The sequence below is a fragment of the Yersinia massiliensis genome (genome assembly GCF_003048255.1).
Classification (GTDB): domain Bacteria; phylum Pseudomonadota; class Gammaproteobacteria; order Enterobacterales; family Enterobacteriaceae; genus Yersinia; species Yersinia massiliensis_A.
The window spans coordinates 27,904-46,307 of record NZ_CP028489.1; the positions used below are offsets into that span (position 1 = coordinate 27,904).

An 18,404-nucleotide genomic window follows, 5' to 3' on the forward strand; every position below is an offset into this window, starting at 1 on the left:
GGTTAGTAATCAAATGATTTATAAGGTTTTTTAAATGTCATATCTTTAATGACAATAATATTGAAGCGATAACCAGGACGAATTTCTAAAGTTGGTGCAATGTTTAAATTCTTGGCAATCATTTGGGCGGTGACTTGGCCAAACTGTTGACCTAACGCTTCACTTAATGCGCTGCTTGCGGTAGGGCTATTATTCCCATTGCTGTTCTCATTTCTCCCTTGGCTATACGTCACCCCCGCAGTAACGCCAGAGAGTAGGAATGCTGAGGAAAATATCCTGAATAAATGATTATTAACTTGATCTCGGAAGCCGGAATAACCGGCACTATCAGCTCCGGGCATTGCTGCAATATCTAGCGCCTTTCCATCAGGGAAAATCATACGTTGCCAAGCAATCATTACTGCTGACTGACCAAAAGCGACATCACTTGTGTATGAGCCAGTCAGCCGAGTTCCTTGAGGAATTAATAGATATTTGCCCGTTGGAGTATCAAATACATCTTGTGTCACTTGGCCCATTATTTGACCAGGCAAATCAGAATTAACGCCACTGATCATTACGCCAGGAACAACCGCACCAGCTCTAATTTCAAATGGTGAACGAGGAGCTTCAACTTTTGTATTCAATGCCCAACGGTCTGTTACGCCAGTACCGGCAAATTGTTCAATATCGTTGCTACTGGATGTAGCAAGGCCATCACCGCCAGAACTCGCGTTATCTCCGCTCATCCCGCCATTACCTTGCAATTGCTGTAAGCGTTTTTTGTAGGCCGAAGTTGGGTCTTCATTTTGTGTTTGATCAATTTGACGCCGAACAGCTTCTAAGCGCGCCAAGGTTTGATCTCTTGTCGGTGTTGCCCCATCTGCGCCGGTTGCATTATCGCGAAGTGTTGGAATAGAAACAGTTGTCTTAGCTTTAACTGCTTCTTCAAATTGTTGCAGCTTTGCCATTTTTATACGGTCTAAATCGGGATCGTTAGGTATATCTTGGCGGCTCCCGTTATTACGAGGAGGTACTGGTGGTTCATTTGGGTTATCAACTTTTGCAACTGGAATCGCTGTTGTTGGTTCTGTTGGCTCAGTTGGTTCTGATGGTTGAGTTGGGGCGGTAATCTGTTCTGGTGGGATAATACCGTTATTATGGCCAGCGACAATATCTGCGGCCATTGAAGAGCTGCTAACTGTTTTTTCTGATTTTGGGGTTTCAGGGGCTTGATTTTGTTGGTCAGACCTTTTTACTGCAACCATAGCAATAATAGCGATAAATATTGTTATCACAGAGAGAACAATAATTAGCGGAAGATTATTCACTCGACGAACACCCGTTTTTCCTATTGAACCAGGAGAGTTGGATGGAGACATTTGATTATCGGTATTTGCATTTGCCATAGTCTTATTCCTTCCTCGCCCAAGATACTGACGGATAGATACTGCCGTTCTGTGAGACGTAAGCCCTACTTAATGTCTGTTTACCCACATTTATCGTGACACGATAAAGATTTGTATTGGCTACAGAATCAACGATGTATTCCAACGTCATATTTGTGCTTGAAGAGAACGCGGTTTTACTTGCAGCTTGCTTATCTGTGTGTGATAGCTCAGCTATGGCATAACCCTTAAGGCGAAGAGATTTAACTAAATATGCACCATAAGCATCAGTAGGAGACTGCTTTAAAGTGAAGCGGGTATGCGCTGGCGGGTATAACAAAACAAGTTGTTTAACTGTGTCCTCTGCCATTTTTTGATCGAAGCCAATTGGCGCACTCGCATAATTGCCGTTTGGTGAGGATATACACCCCGCGATACTGAAAACTAATAAAGTCAGAACAAGAATTTTCCGCATTGTTATTTCCCTCGGGTAATTGTTACGCGGTCTTGACTTGAGCCGACACCGACAACGAGCATTGCCTTGTCAAAAATCGTGTCTACTATGTAACGATTTCCTTGTACTCGATAGTTAACCATTACCGTTTCAGGGTCACTGAACACCCCTCCATTTTTTCTAACAACTAATAGAGTTGGTGCTTCGGACTGACGCATTTCAGACGACATTTCAATAATGGTTTTTGTACCATCGTTATATACTCGGGTTGGCTTCCAACGAGCTGATCCGGAAATATCGTAATTGAAGTTTAAGTTCCCAAGATATTCACCAGTTTGTGGAATGGTATTATCAGTCTTCTCTTTCTTCTCTCTCGCCTGAATTGCTGCCCATTTAGCTTGAGCATCTTCGGGGTAGGTGAATGAAACTAACGGCATAAACTCTTTGCGGGAAGAACGAAGACGAAAATGATATGTTCTGCGATCTGTTCCGACGACAAGCGATGTATCTAGGCCAACATCTAATGGCTTCACAATCAGATGTAATTGTTCAGAAGCACCAGATCCAGTAATAGCAGGTTCAACAATAAAGCGTGGGTCGCCAGCATTAATGCTGTTAACTTGCTCTCCTGGTTGTAATGCAATATCACAAACTTGAAGAACAGCGCATAAAATCTGAATTTGTCCGGAACCAAAAATAAACCGAATAGATCCATCAGCCGCCGCTACAGGTTTGCTGGTAGCATTGCCTGTTTGCCATTTTTCACCAATAGCAATCGCGGCTTTTTCTTGAGGTGTTAATTGCCGAGTTTCTTTTGAAAAATATTGGTCGGCTAAATCATCAGCAAGAACAGAATATGAGGGTGTAGCCAAAACACTAAGGGCTAATATAGAGATAATTGTTTTTTTCATTTTTTAGCCCCTAGTTAAAGTGGTTTTGACCAATTAAAATCACGAACAAAGATAAAGTGGGGATTACGTAACACTTCAACTTCTGCATTATCATCTGTTGGTTGATTCTGATATAAATTAACAATGGCTCTCATCATGTATGGTTTACCTTTTAGAGTTCCATCTCTTCCCCTCAATGTTTCCTCCCAATCTACTTGCCATGATTCATCTGAAATAATCATTACTGATTTAACATCAACACTGACTAATTCTTTAGTTGCCCGATTAAATGGATTAGCTTCTTTACTGCTATTAAGGTATTCATTGGCTTTTATTGTTGATGGATCTTTCGCGGATAGATAAGAATAAGTTTGTAAAACAGCCTTTCTTTGTAAACTTGAATCAGCGGTAACTAGCCGAATATTTTCAATAAACTTAGCTGCTGTAGTCCTATAGTCTTCAATTTTTGCATCAGGTATCTTGTCAGCGCGAGTTACAGAAAGAGTATTCCCCGTACTATCTTGCTGAAAAACCAGAGGAACAAATTTTGACTGGCTACCAATCTTAATTATTCCTCCTACGGCTGTTAAAGCAATTAGGAGAGCCAGTATGCCAACTACCTGCCAGATCTGAATAGCTGACATAACCTTCCTCCTACGGCTGTTAAAGCAATTAGGAGAGCCAGTATGCCAACTACCTGCCAGATCTGAATAGCTGACATAACCCCTGAAACATGACCATTCCAAGTCCGACGTGCATTTAAATATGGGTTATCGGTTTGAGAAACTTTAGCCGCTAAAATTTTTTCTTTCTTTTTGAACAGATTGAAAATCATGCTGCAACTCCATAATCATTAAGGCTAATGCCTTTGATTCGTAACCATTCATGTACCCAAGCATCACCGTATCGGGCTTCTAACTCCTTGATCGCAGCAATGGACTCTTTATCTGTACTTCCCACGAATGCGAGTGCTAACGGGCCTAATGCAAGGTTGTATAACCTGCGACCTTTCTCACTTACGAAGTAGTAATCTTGTTTTGGTACCGCTGAAGCGATGATCTCAATTTGGCGAGGGTTAAGGCCCATTCGGGTATAGAGAGCTGCCGCAGATTCTTCTCTGGCGTTAACATTAGGAAGATAAATTTTCGTGGCGGTAGATTCGACAATAACGTCTAATATTCCAGAATTACTTGCATCAGAAAGGTTTTGAGTAGCCATTAATACACTGCAATTCAATTTAGCGAGGGTTTTAAGCCACTCACGAATTTTTTCACGGAATACGTCATGGCCTAACATTATCCATGCTTCATCAAGAATGATTAATGTTGGTCGACCATCTAAAGATGTTTCTATACGTCGGAATAAATAAAGAAGAACTGGAAGCGCAAATTTTTCGCCTAGGTTCATTAAATCTTCAATTTCAAATGTTATGAAATCCGCAAGAGTTAATCCATCTTCCTCTGCATCAAGTAAATGGCCCATCAAACCATCAACTGTGTATTGTTTCAGTGCATCCCTTATACCTTCATCCTGAATTAATAATGAAAACTCAGATATGGTTTTAGAATTACTCGCTGCCATATTGACGATTGCTTTTGCAATTTCGTTACGCTGGGCTGCTGTTGTTGTAACCCCGTTTAACGCCAGAATAGTATCTATCCATTCCATTGCCCACGCTTGATCACTCCTGGTTTTTAATATTGATAACGGAGCGAAAGATAATTTGTCATCATTGGCAGCAACAGTGAAATGATTTCCCCCAACAGCTTTACAAGTGGGGTACATTGACATCCCTTTATCAAAACTATAAACGCGAGAGCCTAAATATCTTAAAAACTGCATGGCAATAGTTGATAAATGGGTTGATTTTCCTGAACGTGTTGGGCCAAACATAAAACCATGACCTAGATCACGAACGTGTAGATTTAACCTAAAAGGAGAGCTGCCGTTTGTAACACAACTCATGAGTGCTGGAGCATTTGGCTGATATAGAGGACTAGGGGCGTAGTTTTCACCAGTCCAAATAGTGCTGGTTGGAATCATATCAGCAACGTTCATGGTGTTCATGAGAGGTCGCCTAACATTTTCCACGCCATGACCAGGTAAAGATCCAAAGAATGCGTCCATTGTATTTATCGTTTCGGTTCTGGATGCGAACCCTAAACGCTGAATCTCTTTTTCAACTCGACGTGCTGAAGCTTCTACAAGCGCCCTATCTTCCCCCATTAAGATGATGTTATTTGTGTAGTATCCTTGATTAACCATGCCACTATTCGTTTCTGCTATGGCTGCTGAGGCATCGCCAACCATACTCAAAGCATCTTCATTGACAGCTCCGCGACCAGTGTTGAATATCTGATCAAAGAAACCATGAATTTTTTGCTTCCATTTCTTACGGAATTTTTCTAAATGACTTACCGCTTCAAAATTATCTAAAAATATAAATCGTGTTGACCAGCGATATTCAATAGCTAACTCAGCCAATGAAGATAATATTCCTGGATAAGAATTTAATGGGAAACCTTCAATAGCCACGCATTGAATAAATTTGCGGCCTATTCGTGGAACAACGCCAGCATAAAGCTCTTGGCCACCAATTAGAGCGTCTATATACATTGGATTGTTTGGTAATAATATAGGTTGAATAATTCCGGTTAAACAGAATTGCAACCAACTCAGTAGATTATCATGGGTAACTTCGCTGCCATCTTCATTGGTTACTTTTTCACTACATAATTGAACTAGTGATATTGATGAAGAAAGACGATCTGCGAAATTTTTTGTTTCTGTTTGGAATTGCTCGATTAAGTGATGAGTTTGTGATGTTTTACTGTGTTTTTCTGAATCATCATCAAACATCAATTCTATTATTTTTCTTTGCGCCAGTAATGGAGGGAACCACGTTAAGGTTAAGACAAAAAAGCCTTCATATAACGTCCCTAAACTTTCAAAGTATTGACGACGTTCTTCATCAACTGCCGCTGATATTGGATCTCTGAAGTGTGATGCTCCTGTCTCACTGTAATTTGGCGCAGGGCGTCGAACGGCATCTATATGTACCATCCAGCCAGAACCCATTTTGGCAAATGCTTGATTGATACGAAATGAAATTAGCTCTCGTTGGGCGTCAGTACTACTCGCATTATCATCACCTTTATATAGCCATGCAGACATAAAGGAGCCATTTTTACCCACGATTACGCCATCTGCTACAACAGCTGCATAGTTAAGTAAATCGGATACCCCAGCATCTTTTGACCGAAATTTTTTTAAGCTAATTTCGTTATTTGCAGCGCGTATTAAGGAAAATAGGATTAGAACCAATAAAAATCCTAATATTCCATAGGCTATAGGAATATATTCAATCATTGTATTGCTTTCCTTGCGCTTCTGTATTGATTCGAAACGGAGTTGATCTTGCAGGATAATATTTTTTATAGAGGCGCTGGCGCATATAAATTTGTCGCATTTTGGGGTCTGATTTTGCCATTAGTCTTAATAGCCAAAGAGCACTAAACCAGAGAACCACACCAGCAAAGAAAGCTCGCCAATCTTGAGCTGCAAATATCAAGATGGCGGCTAACAAACCAGAAAACATAACCATTTCACGATCCCCATCCATGAAGAGGTTATGTCGATTACCGGATTTACGAATGGGGATCGTGCGTAAGGCCATTGTTATATAGACCCCGCTTCCATGAATTTAAATGTCATAGCGATTTGGGCACCTTGGCCTGTGATCGCCGCCAGTGTATTTTGAGCAGCTACTAAGAAGGACATTACAAGAACAATAAAAATCAACGTTTTCATAAAGCCATTCATATCCCCTCCAAAAATGAGGGTGGCACCGGTTGCTACTAATCCAACTATTGCGGCTGTAAATGCGAACGGGCCGGTTACAGACTGACGAATTTTGGTGAACCATTCATCAAATGGTAGCCCTCCTCCACTCGTATTCGATGCTAATGCCGGATGTGTAGATAACATCAGCAGCAAAGCAATGCCTAACAAAAGCATGGTTTTGTTACTAATGTTGATACTCGGCATGGTCATCTGCATTTGTACTTCTCCTCAAAGATTGCGAGTAATATATTTGCCGTCCACATAACCTGAAACTTCAACAACTTCCTGTATGCGGCGACCTTCTGGAGTACGACTTATATGAATTATTATGTGAACCGCCTCTGCAATAAGGGGTTCTATTTCCGCTGGTGCTGACGAATTACGTGAGATAAGAGATTTCAATCGGGTTAAACCACTTAACGCATTATTTGCATGTAGGGTTGCTGCTCCTCCTTCATGGCCAGTATTCCAAGCATCGAGAAGATCTAATGCTTCTGCACCGCGAACCTCACCAACCAGAATGCGGTCTGGCCGCATACGTAATGTGGTTTTTAGTAACATCGTCATTGTGACTTCTAGGGTTGAGTGATATTGAACACAATTTTCAGCGGCACACTGGATTTCTCCGGTGTCTTCAATGATGAAAACTCGTTCGCTGGGATCGAATACAACCATTTCATTGATAATGGCGTTTACAAGTGTGGTTTTACCGGAGCCGGTGCCACCAATAACCAAAATATTCCGATGGTTTCTGATCGCATTTCTAATGACTTCGCTTTGATGCGCTGTCATTACGTTGCTTTCTACATATTGAGTAAGAGTGAAGATTGATACTGCTTTTCTGCGTATAGCAAAAGTTGGGCCGCTAACTACTGGTGGGAGTTGTCCTGCAAAACGTGAACCGTCAATAGGTAATTCACCCTCAAGCGTTGGTTTTAGAGTGGTTATCTCTTTACCGTGATAACCAGCGATAGTTTTTATAATGGCTTCAGCTCTTACGAAAGAAAGATCCCCGATGTGGCGCATGGGCTTACCAAATGTTTCAATCCATAATTTGCCATCAGGATTGAGCATAATTTCGGCGGTCATCTTATCTTCGAGAGCATCAATGATGAGTGGCCCTAAGTCTCTACGCAGTTTTTCTTTTGCTCTGGAGCCTATTGATGTTTCTTCAACGTTAGGTTGCATGATGCCGGAATTCTCGTTTGATAGCATAATTAGGTGCTACATACGATATAACGAAAATTTTGCTGGCGCAAGAACAACGGATATTTTGTTTGTTTTATGATAATAAAAAAGCCTCCATATTGGAGGCTTTAGCTGGTACATATTGAATTTGCTATCGTTTAGCTGGTTCTGGTATCGATTTTATTTTGTGCGGCCTCATGCCATTTTCTTATGATATAAGCCTGATGATCAGTAACAATAGCCGATACCCGTTCATACCCTTCAGGAAGACTCCGAGGCATTTTTCCACCGGCTAACGCATCCAGAGAGTCTTGATCAAGATCGGTTGACTCCAAAAGGATAGGTAATGGAGTATCTAAGGCATCAGCAATAGCCTCCATGACCTTTAACGATGGATTCGCCTTACCATTGGTGAGATCAGACAAAAATGAAATAGATACACCTGAAACTTCATGTAATTCACTTTTTGTCATTCCTCGTTCTTCTAAGATGCGAAGAATGTTAGTAAATAAGATAAGATTGTACACAGTTTACCGTTGCCTTATGGTTTCGGCATGAATTTTAGCCGCTAAAGTTATTGATTTATGGAAATAGTTTAGCTAAACTAATTCTTCAGTAAGCAAGTGGCATTGTTTATGAAGGCTAAAAAATTCCAGTTTTAAGAGTTTCTACTCGCGACACCGAAGCCAAGACCTTGCTTTTGGCATTTATCCCGCAGTTTTTAATATCGCCGTAAACCAAATTTGAATTAACGATCATTGGCAGCAACGAGATAAAATACAATACATCCGCATAAAATATTGGGGAAAACTTACAAATTTCCCCAAAAAATCAACAAATCGGTATTGTCGAGCAGCTATCTAACGTCAGTACCTTGGTTTTCAAACTCCTATCGGTTAGTAAAGTGAAGGGTAATCATATAATGCACTGATTATCATGACCTTAGACTTATTCTGATTCTAGTCGGTTTTAAGATTTAACTTAACCTTATATCTATTAACAAATAAACGATTAGACAGCTTGAGTTGGGTAAGATTGCGCCGGACAAATGATATAGAAAGGACTAAACTATAAGCATAGTCCTTACTTGAAGAGGTTGAATTATGAAGAAATCAATAATTGAACTTATAGGAAGAGAACACGCAAATACACTGATGGCTGGCGCAGTGGTTAAAGCTGCTGCTGAAAATCAAGAGAGAGGATTACCTGAACCCGTCAAAGTGGATGGCGTTTGGTATCGCAAATTTCCTAATGGGAAGCTTGAGAAAATTGTAATGCCTGGTCGTGTCGTTGAAGCGAAAAAGAGGCGCGTACATACTGCATGAGTGAAGATTCTAATTTACCAGGGCTACGGATGGTAGTCTTGGCTGGGCCGAATGGTTCAGGGAAAAGCACTGTAACTGATGGATTAAAGCTTTCCCAAAAATTCCCCCCTCTTTATATCAACGCTGATGATATTTCTAAAAATGAGTTAGGCCATATCCCCGATGCTAACAGTCGTAACATGGCTGCTGCTAAATTGGCAGAAGAACGGCGAAAAACTGCTTTAAAAAATGGTGAAGCTTTTGCATTTGAAACCGTCATGTCTACGCCAGGAAAGATTGCTCTTTTTGATGAAGCGAGATCACTCGGTTTCAGCGTTGATTTAATTTTCGTTACAACCAACGATCCAATGATCAATTTTGTTCGCGTTGAAAACAGGGTGCAGCTCGGTGGCCATGCAGTTCCGGAAGAAAAGATTTTTGAACGTTATGCGCGAACCATGCAGCTATTGCCCAGCGCAATTGAAAAGGCTGACACCGCAGAGGTTTATGATAACAGCGAGAATGGCATACTCCCTCAGCTGATTGCAGCTAAGAAAGATTCGATAATTGAATACTCAGAACCTATATCTGATTGGGTAAAAGAATGTTTAATTAGCATATGCAATGAGCGATGTTCTTCTCGGGAACGTTTGATAACTGAATTAAAAGTGCTAGATCCCGATGCAGAGATATTAGACGCGAATATTGGAAACAATAAATGTTATAGCGGCCTTATTGTTGGTATAACAGACTTTCATGTAATGCAGCGACTTAATACAAACCCCAAACAATATTTACTCCATGATAAAGCTCTCTGCGCCCCGCGAACTTATGAAGTTAAAAAGTCTTCGGTTGTTTCTTATGCTTTTGGCGCTGACGGTAAGCATAAATTACTATCCCCTAAAAAAAGTCATGGAAAATCGTTATAACTGTCTGGTTCAATAAGTTAGGAATTAGCTCACTCCTGTGAGCTTTTTTGTTGAAAAATCGATTGAAATAAGGCTAAAAAGTTCGTAATTGCGTCGCGCTTTTTTCGTAGTTGCGTCGCGTTTTTTCGTAGTTGCGTCGCGTTTTTTCGTAGTTGCATCGCGCTCTGTATTTTGTAACCCGCATGTAGCCTGCTTTCCAGAGCAGCGAAATGTCCTCTACCTTATTTCTACCAATAACTACCCTGACTTAGAGAAAAATCAGGGATAACAAACACAGGTTTTAGAGTGAGAGTGGCGAGCAAAATCCAGGTTCAAAACGTTTTACGCCAGAGAAAGGCGCTATGCATAAATCATTATACCTATTGCTCCCTAAATCCCACTTTCTGACAGCATTTCGTTTCGTCCGGAGACTAATCTGAGTCATGTTCTGCTGGCAATCGGTGTTGGCCAGCTGCGGCGCCGGCCGCAATTATGATAGCAATTGCATGTGGTAACGTTTGCAAGCAATTTAACACCAGGTAATCAGATGAAGAGGCTCCAACTGCCAGCATTACTGTGTCTCGATGTCCACAGTAGGTCGCAGAAATGCCAGCATTTCCTCTTAAGGCGGTTCCGGCGCAACCCCTTAAAGCTTTTCCTTTGGCGTAAACTCCGTAAATCCAAGAGCAAATGTGGACGCAATAGATCAAAATGTAGATCTTGATCTGTTTTTTGTAATTTTATGGGATCATTATTTTGATGGTTTTTTGTGAGAGAGCATAAGTAAAAACATGCTGTTATGCTGTCAATTCTGAGGCGGGTACGAGTAAGAAATGCAAGGGATTGATAGCAGACCTAGATCCTTAACTCGATCCATACGATCAGTTTACGATCTGATGGTAGTTGAAAATAGTTTTAAGTAGTCTATAGTACAAGAGTCCATCGAGCGATAAGGAGGACATACTATGAAGACCTCTTCCAATACACCTGTATCAGTCAAGATTGAGCCAACTATTAAGGCTCGTATGGAACGTTTGGGTGAAAGCCGTGAACGTACTATGCACTGGCTAGTTACAGATGCTATCAAGAAGTATGTTGAACATGAAGAGAAAAGAGAAGAGTTAAAAGAGGCCGCTCATAAAGCTTGGCTATCCTTCCAAGAAACTGGCTTGCATGTTTCATCTGAAGAGGCCAATGAATGGCTCACCAGTTTGTCGGAGGGGCATTATAAGGAACCTCCTAAGTGCCACGTCTGATTTGGACTCAGGAGGCGATACAAGATGTAGATCGCCTCTATAAATTTTTAGCAGAGAAGAATGTAGAAGCTGCAAGAAAAGCAGCAAAAGTAATTTTAGATGAAACTACTAAAATTGAGGCATTTCCTGAAATTGGACGACCCGCTGAGTTTATAAATGTGTATTGCAGAGAGTTGTTAGTGCCGTTCGGTGTAAGTGGATATGTAGTGTTGTACCGATATGATGGCCAACTAACCACTATCTTAGCTGTAAAACATCAGTTTGAAGCGGGGTATCTGCCAGAGTTTTAAAAGCACTACAGTGATTGTATGAAAATGAATCAAACGTTGTTTTTAAAAGAATTTCACGGATAAAAATTAATCAACGGATACGATCACAACGGATATAGCGATAGTAAGTTGGAGACAAAATGAGTATTATCAGTCTCCAGAAAAGGCAAACCCCCCGATTTCTAGCTATCAACTTGGCGGAAGGTGACTAGACATCGAGGGGTTAGGTATAAACCTATGAAGGATTATAACGCATGTTTGCTCTAAAACAACCCCATTCTGCCATAAGCACAGGATTAGGTGCATAGACAGAATTCACCAAGCATCTTTAACGATGCACAACTTATTCACACACAAGAGAAAACTCGGCGCGGAGAAGCTAATGCTCTTCGTAAAGGGGTATCTAAGATCCATCGACGCTATACACCCGTATTTAATGACTCAGTTCCTCGTGGAGCTGCTGGTCAAGTAGTCGCACGTATGCGTAATCATGATTGGAAGCGTAACCAGGCATTATGCGAACTCCGAAAATCGGGCTATACCCCATTTAAGAAACGAACTGACCCTAATTTCGTTCCTAAGCCTATGCGCATAACGCCAAGAAGCGAATGCAGAGAAGCATTAACAGCTCTATCACTTGCATTGGCTGCAAACTGTAACTATGACCCTACGGCTGAGTACCCTTTTGAAGTGATGTGCTCTATTGAGGATTTGGCTCGGAGCATGGGGGTGTTACATGTTTATGAGGATGGCCGTAAGGCTTACGATATTTTACTCAATGCTTTATCGGTCATTGAACAATTGAATTATTGTGTTGTTCACCGCGAAATTGATCCTGATGTTGGCCAATACAAGCCGATCAGAATGTGGTTAACCCCAGAGTTCTTCTTGTCTCGGGGTTTCCAGATGGATGAGGTTCGGGAGTTATTAAATAAATACCGGCAATGGGCCATAAAAAATGGCTTGAGTGAAAGCCTCAAGAAGAAGTATCAAAGACATTTATTGCGTATGGCTAGGTTGGGTATCGATATTGAAAGACGGTACTCACTAAAAAATCTATTACGTAAAATTAAACGTCAGGTTGTTAGTGCTGATTTACAAGATGAGAAAAAAGCGGCTGTTGTCGATATTGGCCAATACCTTGATAAACTGGCTAAAGCGCCTAAAAAAATAAAGAAAGCATCTTTAACACCGTATGAAACTGCATACCAGAGGTGGGCTGAGTCTATGCCTAGATCTGACATTTATAGAATGAAATGGGCAATAGAAAAGGAATATCCAGATCTCAGAGGAGAGGCATACTATAAACTCCTGTTAGAACGAGCTGGAGCCATCTAAGAGCCACAAACCTCTCCTTCCTATACATAGTGACCGCGATAATTCGCGGTGCTTCTGCTGTCTCGTATAAGCAAATTCAGCCAATTTAGGCGATCTAACAAATCATAATAAGGCAATAAAGAGGTTGGTTGTCTCTAAAAATGCAGACATTTGGCCAAGAATTCGCTAATGGGTGACTTTTAATCAATTAACTTCGAACTATGCCCTCCATATATAGTTAATTTCGAACGTTAATCCATAACTAAACATGTCCTTAACAGGAGGTAGAAAGCACAGAGCTTTCGTACCTCAGCTCTAAAGTACCTCCCTCCGCTTCGCTACGGGCATACAAATCACATAGCTATAATCAAACTTAATAACAACCATCAGCAATAACGCTAAAAGATATTGGTACCTCCTTCCGCTTCGCTCCAGGCAATAGATCACAGCCAGCCAATTATTTATGAACTCAGTATCTCATCGCTGTAACTATCTTTTGTCTTCGACCATTAAACAAAGTCATTGCTTTTATTACTGTAGCTTCGCAAAAACACGCTTTGCAGGAGGGGGGGGTTTTAGGGGATATGATCTAACGCAGGGTTTCGGAGGCAATTAACTTCCCCGAGCATATGAAACTATCTTTGCCTCCTTCCACGCGCATAACAAAGAAAAATGATGTTTTACGCCAAAATAGAAGATTAGTATCAATATAGTGTCATTGCTTATAATTAATACGGTTTTTTTTTATTTTAGTATCATTTTTGCAATCATTTGTTGTTTTTAATACTCAAAATTTTTATTTTTTGGCCTCATTTTAATCATAATCGATTGTTTTTTACACTTATTGTGGTAATCTATTAGATAGAGATGTTGATTAAATTTTAGCGGCTAAAAAATGATAGATTTAAGTCGGAGTGTGAGAGTTGTTGAAGGGAACGCCCTGGAGTTAACCAGGGCGTTTGGCCTGAATGCTGTCACATCCAAGCCCAAACTTAGGCGCGGAGTGCGTCAAAGCTTGTAGGATGTATTGAACATGCTACAGCATTAGGGGTCAAGTTATGTCTAATATTTATAAATTTCCAGCGACGCAACAAACTGATAAAAATACGACGCCAATCAGTAACGTATTAGCTAAAAAGCAAAATTCATTTTTTGATAGCATTGTCAAAATTATATGGCTTTTTACTGTTATTTGTTGGCCTGTCGCTCGATGGATACTCGCAATTGACGTAGCTTTTCAGTTTTCACGTATGCTATGGCACTGGAACACTCAGGGAACTTATGCAGGATGGACATTCCTGATTCATTTCTCTGTATTAGTCGTTCTCACTTTTTTTGTGAACAATTTTAAACCTAAAAAAATGAAAACTAGATGATTAGTGCTAAATTTTTAGAATTCCCGCTTAGGCGGGTTTTTTTTTACCTAAACAATAGTAAATTAGTGCGGCAAGAAAATTTTAGCGGCTAAAATGATTGAATTAGGCACTTAGTTTAGCTAAACTTATTGCATCGTTAGCGGCTGTCACCGCTATTTTAATTTCAGGCGCGGAGAAATATATGGGTAATGTCCATGAAAAAACGGCTCTCGAAAGCCGAGTTCCAGGCAGCCATAAAAGACTTGGATGTGGGCCAACAAACCATCGATATAGCAAATGGTGTATTGGTCGAGGGGAAGCCGCAAGCAACGTTTGTAGCGATGCTGGGGCTTTCCCGAGGGGCAGTATCTCAAGCAGTGAATCGTGTCTGGATAGCACATCAGGAGAAAAATCTGCCGGAGGGATACGAAAGGGTTACAGCGATACTTCCGGAACCAAAAGCATTCATAGTCAAGAAATGGGCCGAGGAAACAGCAAAAAAACTGGATGGCAAAAAATGAAAACATTGGTTGTTGCTCAACAAAAAGGCGGGGTTGGTAAAACTTCAACATTAGTTCATATCGCTTATGACTTTTTTGAACGTGGTTTAAAAGTTGCTGTAATCGATTTAGATACTCAGGGTAACGCAAGTTTCACACTTAAAGAGTATGAAAGCGGGTACTTAGCAAGTCAGATGTTTGAGGAATCAATTAAAGACTTTCACTCAGTATTTAGCCAATTACCTGATGGGCCATTATTAAGTTTGATAAAGTCAGACCCTGTTCTTGCCAATATGGAGAGTAAGCCGGTTGCTGATGTTGTTGCTAATTTCAAAGCTAAAATAGCTGCACTGTCTGATTGCGGTTTTGATGTTGTTCTTATCGATACTGCTCCTTCCCTTGGAGTCAGTCTTGCAACCGCTTTATATGCCTCTGATTACGTTGTGTCCCCTATTGAATTAGAGGCTTACAGTATTCAAGGTATAGGGAAAATGGTTACTACGATCATCAACGTGCGACAATTTAACCCATCATTAAACTTTCTAGGAATGGTGCCAAGTAAAGTTGATGGACGTAACCCACGTCACGGCCAACATTTAGCTGAACTGAAAGAAGCCTATCCTCAATTGATGATCCCCGCAGCTATCGGTCTACGCAGTAGCATTGCTGATGCTCTAGCAACAGGTGTCCCTGTTTGGAAAATCAAAAAAACGGCTGCTAGAAAAGCAGCAAAAGAAGTTCGTGAGTTAGCTAAATATATTTTTGAAAAGATGGAGATTGCAGAATGACCTCAAAAGAAAAAAAATCATCGCTAGGACTGGATGCAATTGGTGATCTGTCTAGCCTATTAGCAGGTAAAGGGCCATCACCAACAAGCCCTATTGACCTTGATATGAACCTAATCGACGAAGATCCAAATCAACCTCGAACAGAAGAAAACCCAGGTTTTTCTATCCAGAGCTTAAATGAGCTTGCTGAAACTATCCGCCAGCGCGGTGTTAAAACACCTATTTCAGTACGTGACAATCCAGATAGTCCAGGGCGTTATTTGATAAATCATGGTGCTAGGCGTATGCGCGCATCAAAAATAGCACAGAAAAAAACGATTCCAGGGTTTATAGACAACGATTATAACGAAATTGATCAGGTTATTGAAAACCTGCAACGCAATGAATTAACAGCCCGTGAAATTGCCGATTTTATAGGTCGCGAGTTGGCTAAGGGGAAGAAGAAAGGCGTGATTGCTAAAGAACTTGGTGTATCAGCTGCTTTTGTTTCTCAGCACGTAACTCTGCTAGATTTACCTGATGCAATAGCTAAAGCTTTTAATTCTGGCCGCATAAAAGATGTGACCGTTATAAATGAGCTGGTGACTGCATTTAAAAAGAACGCTAAAGCTGTTACAAGTTGGCTTGAGGATGAGGATCAAGAAATTAGTCGTGGTTCGGTAAAGTTGCTGCGAGAATTCATTGATAATAAAAATGATGATTCTAATAACAATATTTCTTCTGACACTGATTTAGTCTCTGAAGATGAAAGAGATATTTATAACAGCCCTGAATTCGATGGTAGTTCTGAAGATAATAATGGGGAAGATAATACTGATAATGGTGGTGATGATTCAGATGAGTCTAATTCAAAAAAATCAAAATCTGAAGATAAGTCAAAATTTAAAAAAGCTTTTGTAGAAGTCATTGTTGATGAGCGAGCAGCCCGAATAATGCTTGATCGTAGACCTTCTCTAAAAGGACTGGCTTGGTTCAAGTGTGAAGATAACGGTGAGGAGTTTGAAGCTGAATTAAGTAGTGTCACTCTGGTAGCAATTATTGAGGGCTAACTATTTTTCCTAGCCTAAACAAAGAACTCCCAAAAGGGAGTTCTTTGTTATGTAGGAGATTATAATTTTATGCCAGTATTTGGGGTTTGGGGAGTAATGGAGCCTGGAACGATATGTTGGGACGTCAGAAGCAAAAATTGGTGATCAGTGAAACTGATATTGATACGGCTCTTGCCCATCTAAGGGCGCTACCATATGGAACACCGTTTCCGATGCGCTGGGATCGTCAGCACCTGTTGAATCTACTGCATGAAACGATTGGAAATAGGCCACAAATCAATAAGTGCCACGATGTTGCACCTGGTGTGTTTGCCATCATAAAACCGTTTGGGGCTGATCTTGTTTCACGCGGCGAACCAGATGGTCGGCTCCAAGTTTTATTGTTGATCCGCTCATCTGGTACTGACCCAGCGCGAATAACGACACTTGGCTGATTCTTTACCTATACTCTGTTTGTCCGTCTTTTTTTTAGCGCTTCTTGAGTGGTGCAGCTGCTAGCCGGTCGCTATTTTGATAGCGATTTAAACTCTAGGTACCAGGGTAGATATAAGACGCAGTTCTTCTGTTAAGGGTTGAGTTTTACTTATCTCTGGCCACATCATTTTTAGGCTAAGTGCTCTTGTTGCTAAAATAACGACCATAGGCGGCCCATTTTTTTCATAATATTGGTAGGCTCTACGTGATACACCCAATTCTTCAGCTGCGCGTTCTTGCTCCCAGGAAAGCCCTTTACGCCAAAGTCTTAGTTCATATCCATTCATAAAATAACCTTAAGCGCAAAATATGCGCTTTATTAATCATTAAAAAAACCCATGACCGGAATTATCTCTTGATTAACCCGCCCTGTTAGAACTAAAAATTTTCGCCAAATACCATATGGAATTTTTTGTTCACCGTTTTTAAATGAACGTATGCGGCGATCTCCACTTGTGTGTAAGCCTAATAAAGCGGCTAGCTTTTTATCCGAATTATATTCAGGAAATACCTCTTTGAATTGTTCGAACCAGGCATAGATAAGCTCTGGTGCAGGGACTTCCCAGCCCTGTTGCTCTGTTCGTAAATGTTTATCACCATAAGTTTGTACTTCAACACCAGACGTAGCAGAGAAATGAGGGGCGTTAAGATTGTTTCTTAGTGCAGCACAACTTTTTTCGACATTATCTGCAAACAGCATTTTCCGTTGTTCTTCAATATTAGGCAGGTCAATGTTCATAATTATCTCTTTATGGTCAAAGCCCCGCCACAGGGACGGGGGAGGGGTTAGTTAGATGGCGTACCCATGAGTGCGTTCTAGAGTTCGTAAGAACGTATCTAACTCAATACCAGTCATTGCCCTAATTCTAACTTGTTTACGTTTGGCATTACGCTTTACCAAATGCCTCACGAATGCAATACTTACGTTCTGCGTCATATCTCTATCCTCATAGTAGTTGGACGCTACCTGATAAGCGCTGTAACGTTTATCAGGCTGTAGGGAGGGGGGGAACCCCCTCCTTATCTTCAGCGCGGTTTCAGACCGATTGCTCTAACGTCTGATACTCGGATGTTCACCAATTCAAGGCTACCTGTAGCCAACCTTTCCCAATTCCCGTTCTTATGTAAGTTCTCCATACAGTAGAAGAGATATCGTGCGAGCAAAATATCGGTTCTTTCTACTCTGATCCCTATATGTTCAGAATTGAAGTCATAGGTAGGTTTACCACAGGTTTTTAAAGAGCCTCGTCGAGTTATCCAAAAATCCGCTTCTGGGTAATTCGTCTTGATGGTAGCAACATCTGAAAGTTTCAATCGTCGTCCTTATCGGTGGCATAGCCATCTCAGGAACGAGCGGCTTTCTCTTGCCCCCGTATAATTATAATAGGCGAATTTCGCCTATTTAGCAATTAAATAATATGCTTTAAGCGCATTAATTGCGC

General features: G+C 40.9%; 23 protein-coding genes. 10 read left to right on the plus strand and 13 right to left on the minus strand.

The window, feature by feature from the left end; genetic code table 11:
* Positions 1–2: 2 nt before the first annotated feature.
* The 10 genes from DA391_RS23965 to DA391_RS24005 form a co-directional block, all read right to left on the minus strand.
* Positions 3–1,388: a TrbI/VirB10 family protein gene (locus DA391_RS23965; protein ID WP_108088382.1), complete on the minus strand. Its 1,386-nt coding sequence runs from the start codon at positions 1,386–1,388 to the stop codon at positions 3–5.
* A 4-nt stretch (positions 1,389–1,392) separates the two neighbouring features.
* Complete coding sequence (locus tag DA391_RS23970) at positions 1,393–1,842, minus strand: conjugal transfer protein TrbH (RefSeq protein WP_108088383.1); 450 nt, start codon at positions 1,840–1,842, stop codon at positions 1,393–1,395.
* A gap of 2 nt (positions 1,843–1,844) precedes the next feature.
* On the minus strand, positions 1,845–2,732 hold the full coding sequence (gene trbG, locus DA391_RS23975; protein WP_108088384.1) for a P-type conjugative transfer protein TrbG: 888 nt from the start codon (positions 2,730–2,732) through the stop codon (positions 1,845–1,847).
* Between the two features lie 14 nt (positions 2,733–2,746).
* Positions 2,747–3,355 carry a VirB8/TrbF family protein gene (locus DA391_RS23980; RefSeq protein ID WP_206186978.1) on the minus strand — a complete coding sequence of 203 codons (609 nt, stop codon included), beginning with the start codon at positions 3,353–3,355 and terminating at the stop codon, positions 2,747–2,749.
* Complete coding sequence (locus DA391_RS24770) at positions 3,328–3,546, minus strand: hypothetical protein (RefSeq protein WP_206186979.1); 219 nt, start codon at positions 3,544–3,546, stop codon at positions 3,328–3,330. Before DA391_RS24770 ends, DA391_RS23980 begins: the two co-directional genes overlap by 28 nt.
* Positions 3,543–6,080 carry a VirB4 family type IV secretion/conjugal transfer ATPase gene (locus tag DA391_RS23985; protein WP_108088385.1) on the minus strand — a complete coding sequence of 846 codons (2,538 nt, stop codon included), beginning with the start codon at positions 6,078–6,080 and terminating at the stop codon, positions 3,543–3,545. Before DA391_RS23985 ends, DA391_RS24770 begins: the two co-directional genes overlap by 4 nt.
* Positions 6,073–6,387 carry a conjugal transfer protein TrbD gene (locus DA391_RS23990; RefSeq protein WP_011988450.1) on the minus strand — a complete coding sequence of 105 codons (315 nt, stop codon included), beginning with the start codon at positions 6,385–6,387 and terminating at the stop codon, positions 6,073–6,075. Before DA391_RS23990 ends, DA391_RS23985 begins: the two co-directional genes overlap by 8 nt.
* 2 nt (positions 6,388–6,389) lie before the next feature.
* A complete protein-coding gene (locus DA391_RS23995; RefSeq protein ID WP_011988438.1) occupies positions 6,390–6,770 on the minus strand; it encodes a TrbC/VirB2 family protein in 381 nt (126 codons plus the stop codon).
* Between the two features lie 12 nt (positions 6,771–6,782).
* The gene (gene trbB / locus DA391_RS24000; protein ID WP_108088403.1) at positions 6,783–7,742 is read right to left on the minus strand and encodes a P-type conjugative transfer ATPase TrbB; all 960 of its coding nucleotides are present in this window, start codon (positions 7,740–7,742) and stop codon (positions 6,783–6,785) included.
* Positions 7,743–7,900: 158 nt separating this feature from the next.
* Complete coding sequence (locus DA391_RS24005; RefSeq protein WP_108088386.1) at positions 7,901–8,269, minus strand: transcriptional regulator; 369 nt, start codon at positions 8,267–8,269, stop codon at positions 7,901–7,903.
* Positions 8,270–8,845: 576 nt separating this feature from the next.
* Here DA391_RS24005 and DA391_RS24010 point away from each other — a divergent pair.
* The 10 genes from DA391_RS24010 (at position 8,846) to DA391_RS24055 (ending at position 16,922) form a co-directional block, all read left to right on the plus strand.
* The gene (locus tag DA391_RS24010) at positions 8,846–9,067 is read left to right on the plus strand and encodes a hypothetical protein (protein ID WP_108088387.1); all 222 of its coding nucleotides are present in this window, start codon (positions 8,846–8,848) and stop codon (positions 9,065–9,067) included.
* On the plus strand, positions 9,064–9,975 hold the full coding sequence (locus DA391_RS24015; protein ID WP_108088388.1) for a zeta toxin family protein: 912 nt from the start codon (positions 9,064–9,066) through the stop codon (positions 9,973–9,975). The genes DA391_RS24010 and DA391_RS24015 overlap by 4 nt, the downstream gene beginning before the upstream one ends.
* A 944-nt stretch (positions 9,976–10,919) precedes the next feature.
* Entirely contained in the window at positions 10,920–11,210 is a 291-nt protein-coding gene (locus DA391_RS24020) for a CopG family ribbon-helix-helix protein (protein ID WP_011988472.1), read from the plus strand.
* Positions 11,198–11,500: a type II toxin-antitoxin system RelE/ParE family toxin gene (locus DA391_RS24025; protein ID WP_011988449.1), complete on the plus strand. Its 303-nt coding sequence runs from the start codon at positions 11,198–11,200 to the stop codon at positions 11,498–11,500. The genes DA391_RS24020 and DA391_RS24025 overlap by 13 nt, the downstream gene beginning before the upstream one ends.
* Positions 11,501–11,779: 279 nt before the next feature.
* On the plus strand, positions 11,780–12,817 hold the full coding sequence (locus DA391_RS24030) for a Replication protein (RefSeq protein WP_108088389.1): 1,038 nt from the start codon (positions 11,780–11,782) through the stop codon (positions 12,815–12,817).
* 1,037 nt (positions 12,818–13,854) lie between these two features.
* Complete coding sequence (gene kleE / locus DA391_RS24035; RefSeq protein ID WP_108088390.1) at positions 13,855–14,172, plus strand: KleE stable inheritance protein; 318 nt, start codon at positions 13,855–13,857, stop codon at positions 14,170–14,172.
* Between the two features lie 194 nt (positions 14,173–14,366).
* Positions 14,367–14,672, plus strand: a complete 306-nt coding sequence (locus tag DA391_RS24040; RefSeq protein WP_108088391.1) for a transcriptional regulator KorA — start codon at positions 14,367–14,369, stop codon at positions 14,670–14,672.
* Positions 14,669–15,439, plus strand: coding sequence for a ParA family protein (locus DA391_RS24045; protein WP_108088392.1), 771 nt, complete (start codon positions 14,669–14,671; stop codon positions 15,437–15,439). Before DA391_RS24040 ends, DA391_RS24045 begins: the two co-directional genes overlap by 4 nt.
* Positions 15,436–16,488, plus strand: coding sequence for a ParB/RepB/Spo0J family partition protein (locus DA391_RS24050; RefSeq protein ID WP_108088393.1), 1,053 nt, complete (start codon positions 15,436–15,438; stop codon positions 16,486–16,488). The genes DA391_RS24045 and DA391_RS24050 overlap by 4 nt, the downstream gene beginning before the upstream one ends.
* 113 nt (positions 16,489–16,601) lie before the next feature.
* On the plus strand, positions 16,602–16,922 hold the full coding sequence (locus DA391_RS24055) for a hypothetical protein (protein WP_011988470.1): 321 nt from the start codon (positions 16,602–16,604) through the stop codon (positions 16,920–16,922).
* 87 nt (positions 16,923–17,009) lie between these two features.
* On the opposite strand, the gene DA391_RS24060 is transcribed toward DA391_RS24055, so the two are convergent.
* The 3 genes from DA391_RS24060 to DA391_RS24565 all read right to left on the minus strand — a co-directional run bounded on the left by DA391_RS24060 (position 17,010) and on the right by DA391_RS24565 (position 18,276).
* Entirely contained in the window at positions 17,010–17,249 is a 240-nt protein-coding gene (locus DA391_RS24060; RefSeq protein ID WP_011988467.1) for a helix-turn-helix domain-containing protein, read from the minus strand.
* A gap of 32 nt (positions 17,250–17,281) precedes the next feature.
* Complete coding sequence (locus tag DA391_RS24065) at positions 17,282–17,707, minus strand: hypothetical protein (RefSeq protein ID WP_167398253.1); 426 nt, start codon at positions 17,705–17,707, stop codon at positions 17,282–17,284.
* 281 nt (positions 17,708–17,988) lie between these two features.
* Positions 17,989–18,276 (minus strand): hypothetical protein, encoded by a 288-nt coding sequence (locus DA391_RS24565; RefSeq protein ID WP_108088395.1) that lies wholly within the window; start codon positions 18,274–18,276, stop codon positions 17,989–17,991.
* Between the last annotated feature and the right edge of the window lie 128 nt (positions 18,277–18,404).

Coding starts and splice junctions, on each gene's coding strand:
- DA391_RS23990 (WP_011988450.1), bottom strand. CDS start 6,387: ATGGCCTTACGCACGATCCCCATTCGTAAATCCGGTAATCGACATAAC.
- DA391_RS24015 (WP_108088388.1), top strand. CDS start 9,064: ATGAGTGAAGATTCTAATTTACCAGGGCTACGGATGGTAGTCTTGGCT.
- DA391_RS24770 (WP_206186979.1), bottom strand. CDS start 3,546: ATGATTTTCAATCTGTTCAAAAAGAAAGAAAAAATTTTAGCGGCTAAA.
- DA391_RS23965 (WP_108088382.1), bottom strand. CDS start 1,388: ATGGCAAATGCAAATACCGATAATCAAATGTCTCCATCCAACTCTCCT.
- trbB (WP_108088403.1), bottom strand. CDS start 7,742: ATGCAACCTAACGTTGAAGAAACATCAATAGGCTCCAGAGCAAAAGAA.
- trbG (WP_108088384.1), bottom strand. CDS start 2,732: ATGAAAAAAACAATTATCTCTATATTAGCCCTTAGTGTTTTGGCTACA.
- DA391_RS24060 (WP_011988467.1), bottom strand. CDS start 17,249: ATGAATGGATATGAACTAAGACTTTGGCGTAAAGGGCTTTCCTGGGAG.
- DA391_RS24010 (WP_108088387.1), top strand. CDS start 8,846: ATGAAGAAATCAATAATTGAACTTATAGGAAGAGAACACGCAAATACA.
- DA391_RS23985 (WP_108088385.1), bottom strand. CDS start 6,080: ATGATTGAATATATTCCTATAGCCTATGGAATATTAGGATTTTTATTG.
- DA391_RS24020 (WP_011988472.1), top strand. CDS start 10,920: ATGAAGACCTCTTCCAATACACCTGTATCAGTCAAGATTGAGCCAACT.
- DA391_RS24040 (WP_108088391.1), top strand. CDS start 14,367: ATGAAAAAACGGCTCTCGAAAGCCGAGTTCCAGGCAGCCATAAAAGAC.
- DA391_RS23995 (WP_011988438.1), bottom strand. CDS start 6,770: ATGCAGATGACCATGCCGAGTATCAACATTAGTAACAAAACCATGCTT.
- DA391_RS23970 (WP_108088383.1), bottom strand. CDS start 1,842: ATGCGGAAAATTCTTGTTCTGACTTTATTAGTTTTCAGTATCGCGGGG.
- DA391_RS23980 (WP_206186978.1), bottom strand. CDS start 3,355: ATGTCAGCTATTCAGATCTGGCAGGTAGTTGGCATACTGGCTCTCCTA.
- kleE (WP_108088390.1), top strand. CDS start 13,855: ATGTCTAATATTTATAAATTTCCAGCGACGCAACAAACTGATAAAAAT.
- DA391_RS24050 (WP_108088393.1), top strand. CDS start 15,436: ATGACCTCAAAAGAAAAAAAATCATCGCTAGGACTGGATGCAATTGGT.
- DA391_RS24055 (WP_011988470.1), top strand. CDS start 16,602: ATGTTGGGACGTCAGAAGCAAAAATTGGTGATCAGTGAAACTGATATT.
- DA391_RS24045 (WP_108088392.1), top strand. CDS start 14,669: ATGAAAACATTGGTTGTTGCTCAACAAAAAGGCGGGGTTGGTAAAACT.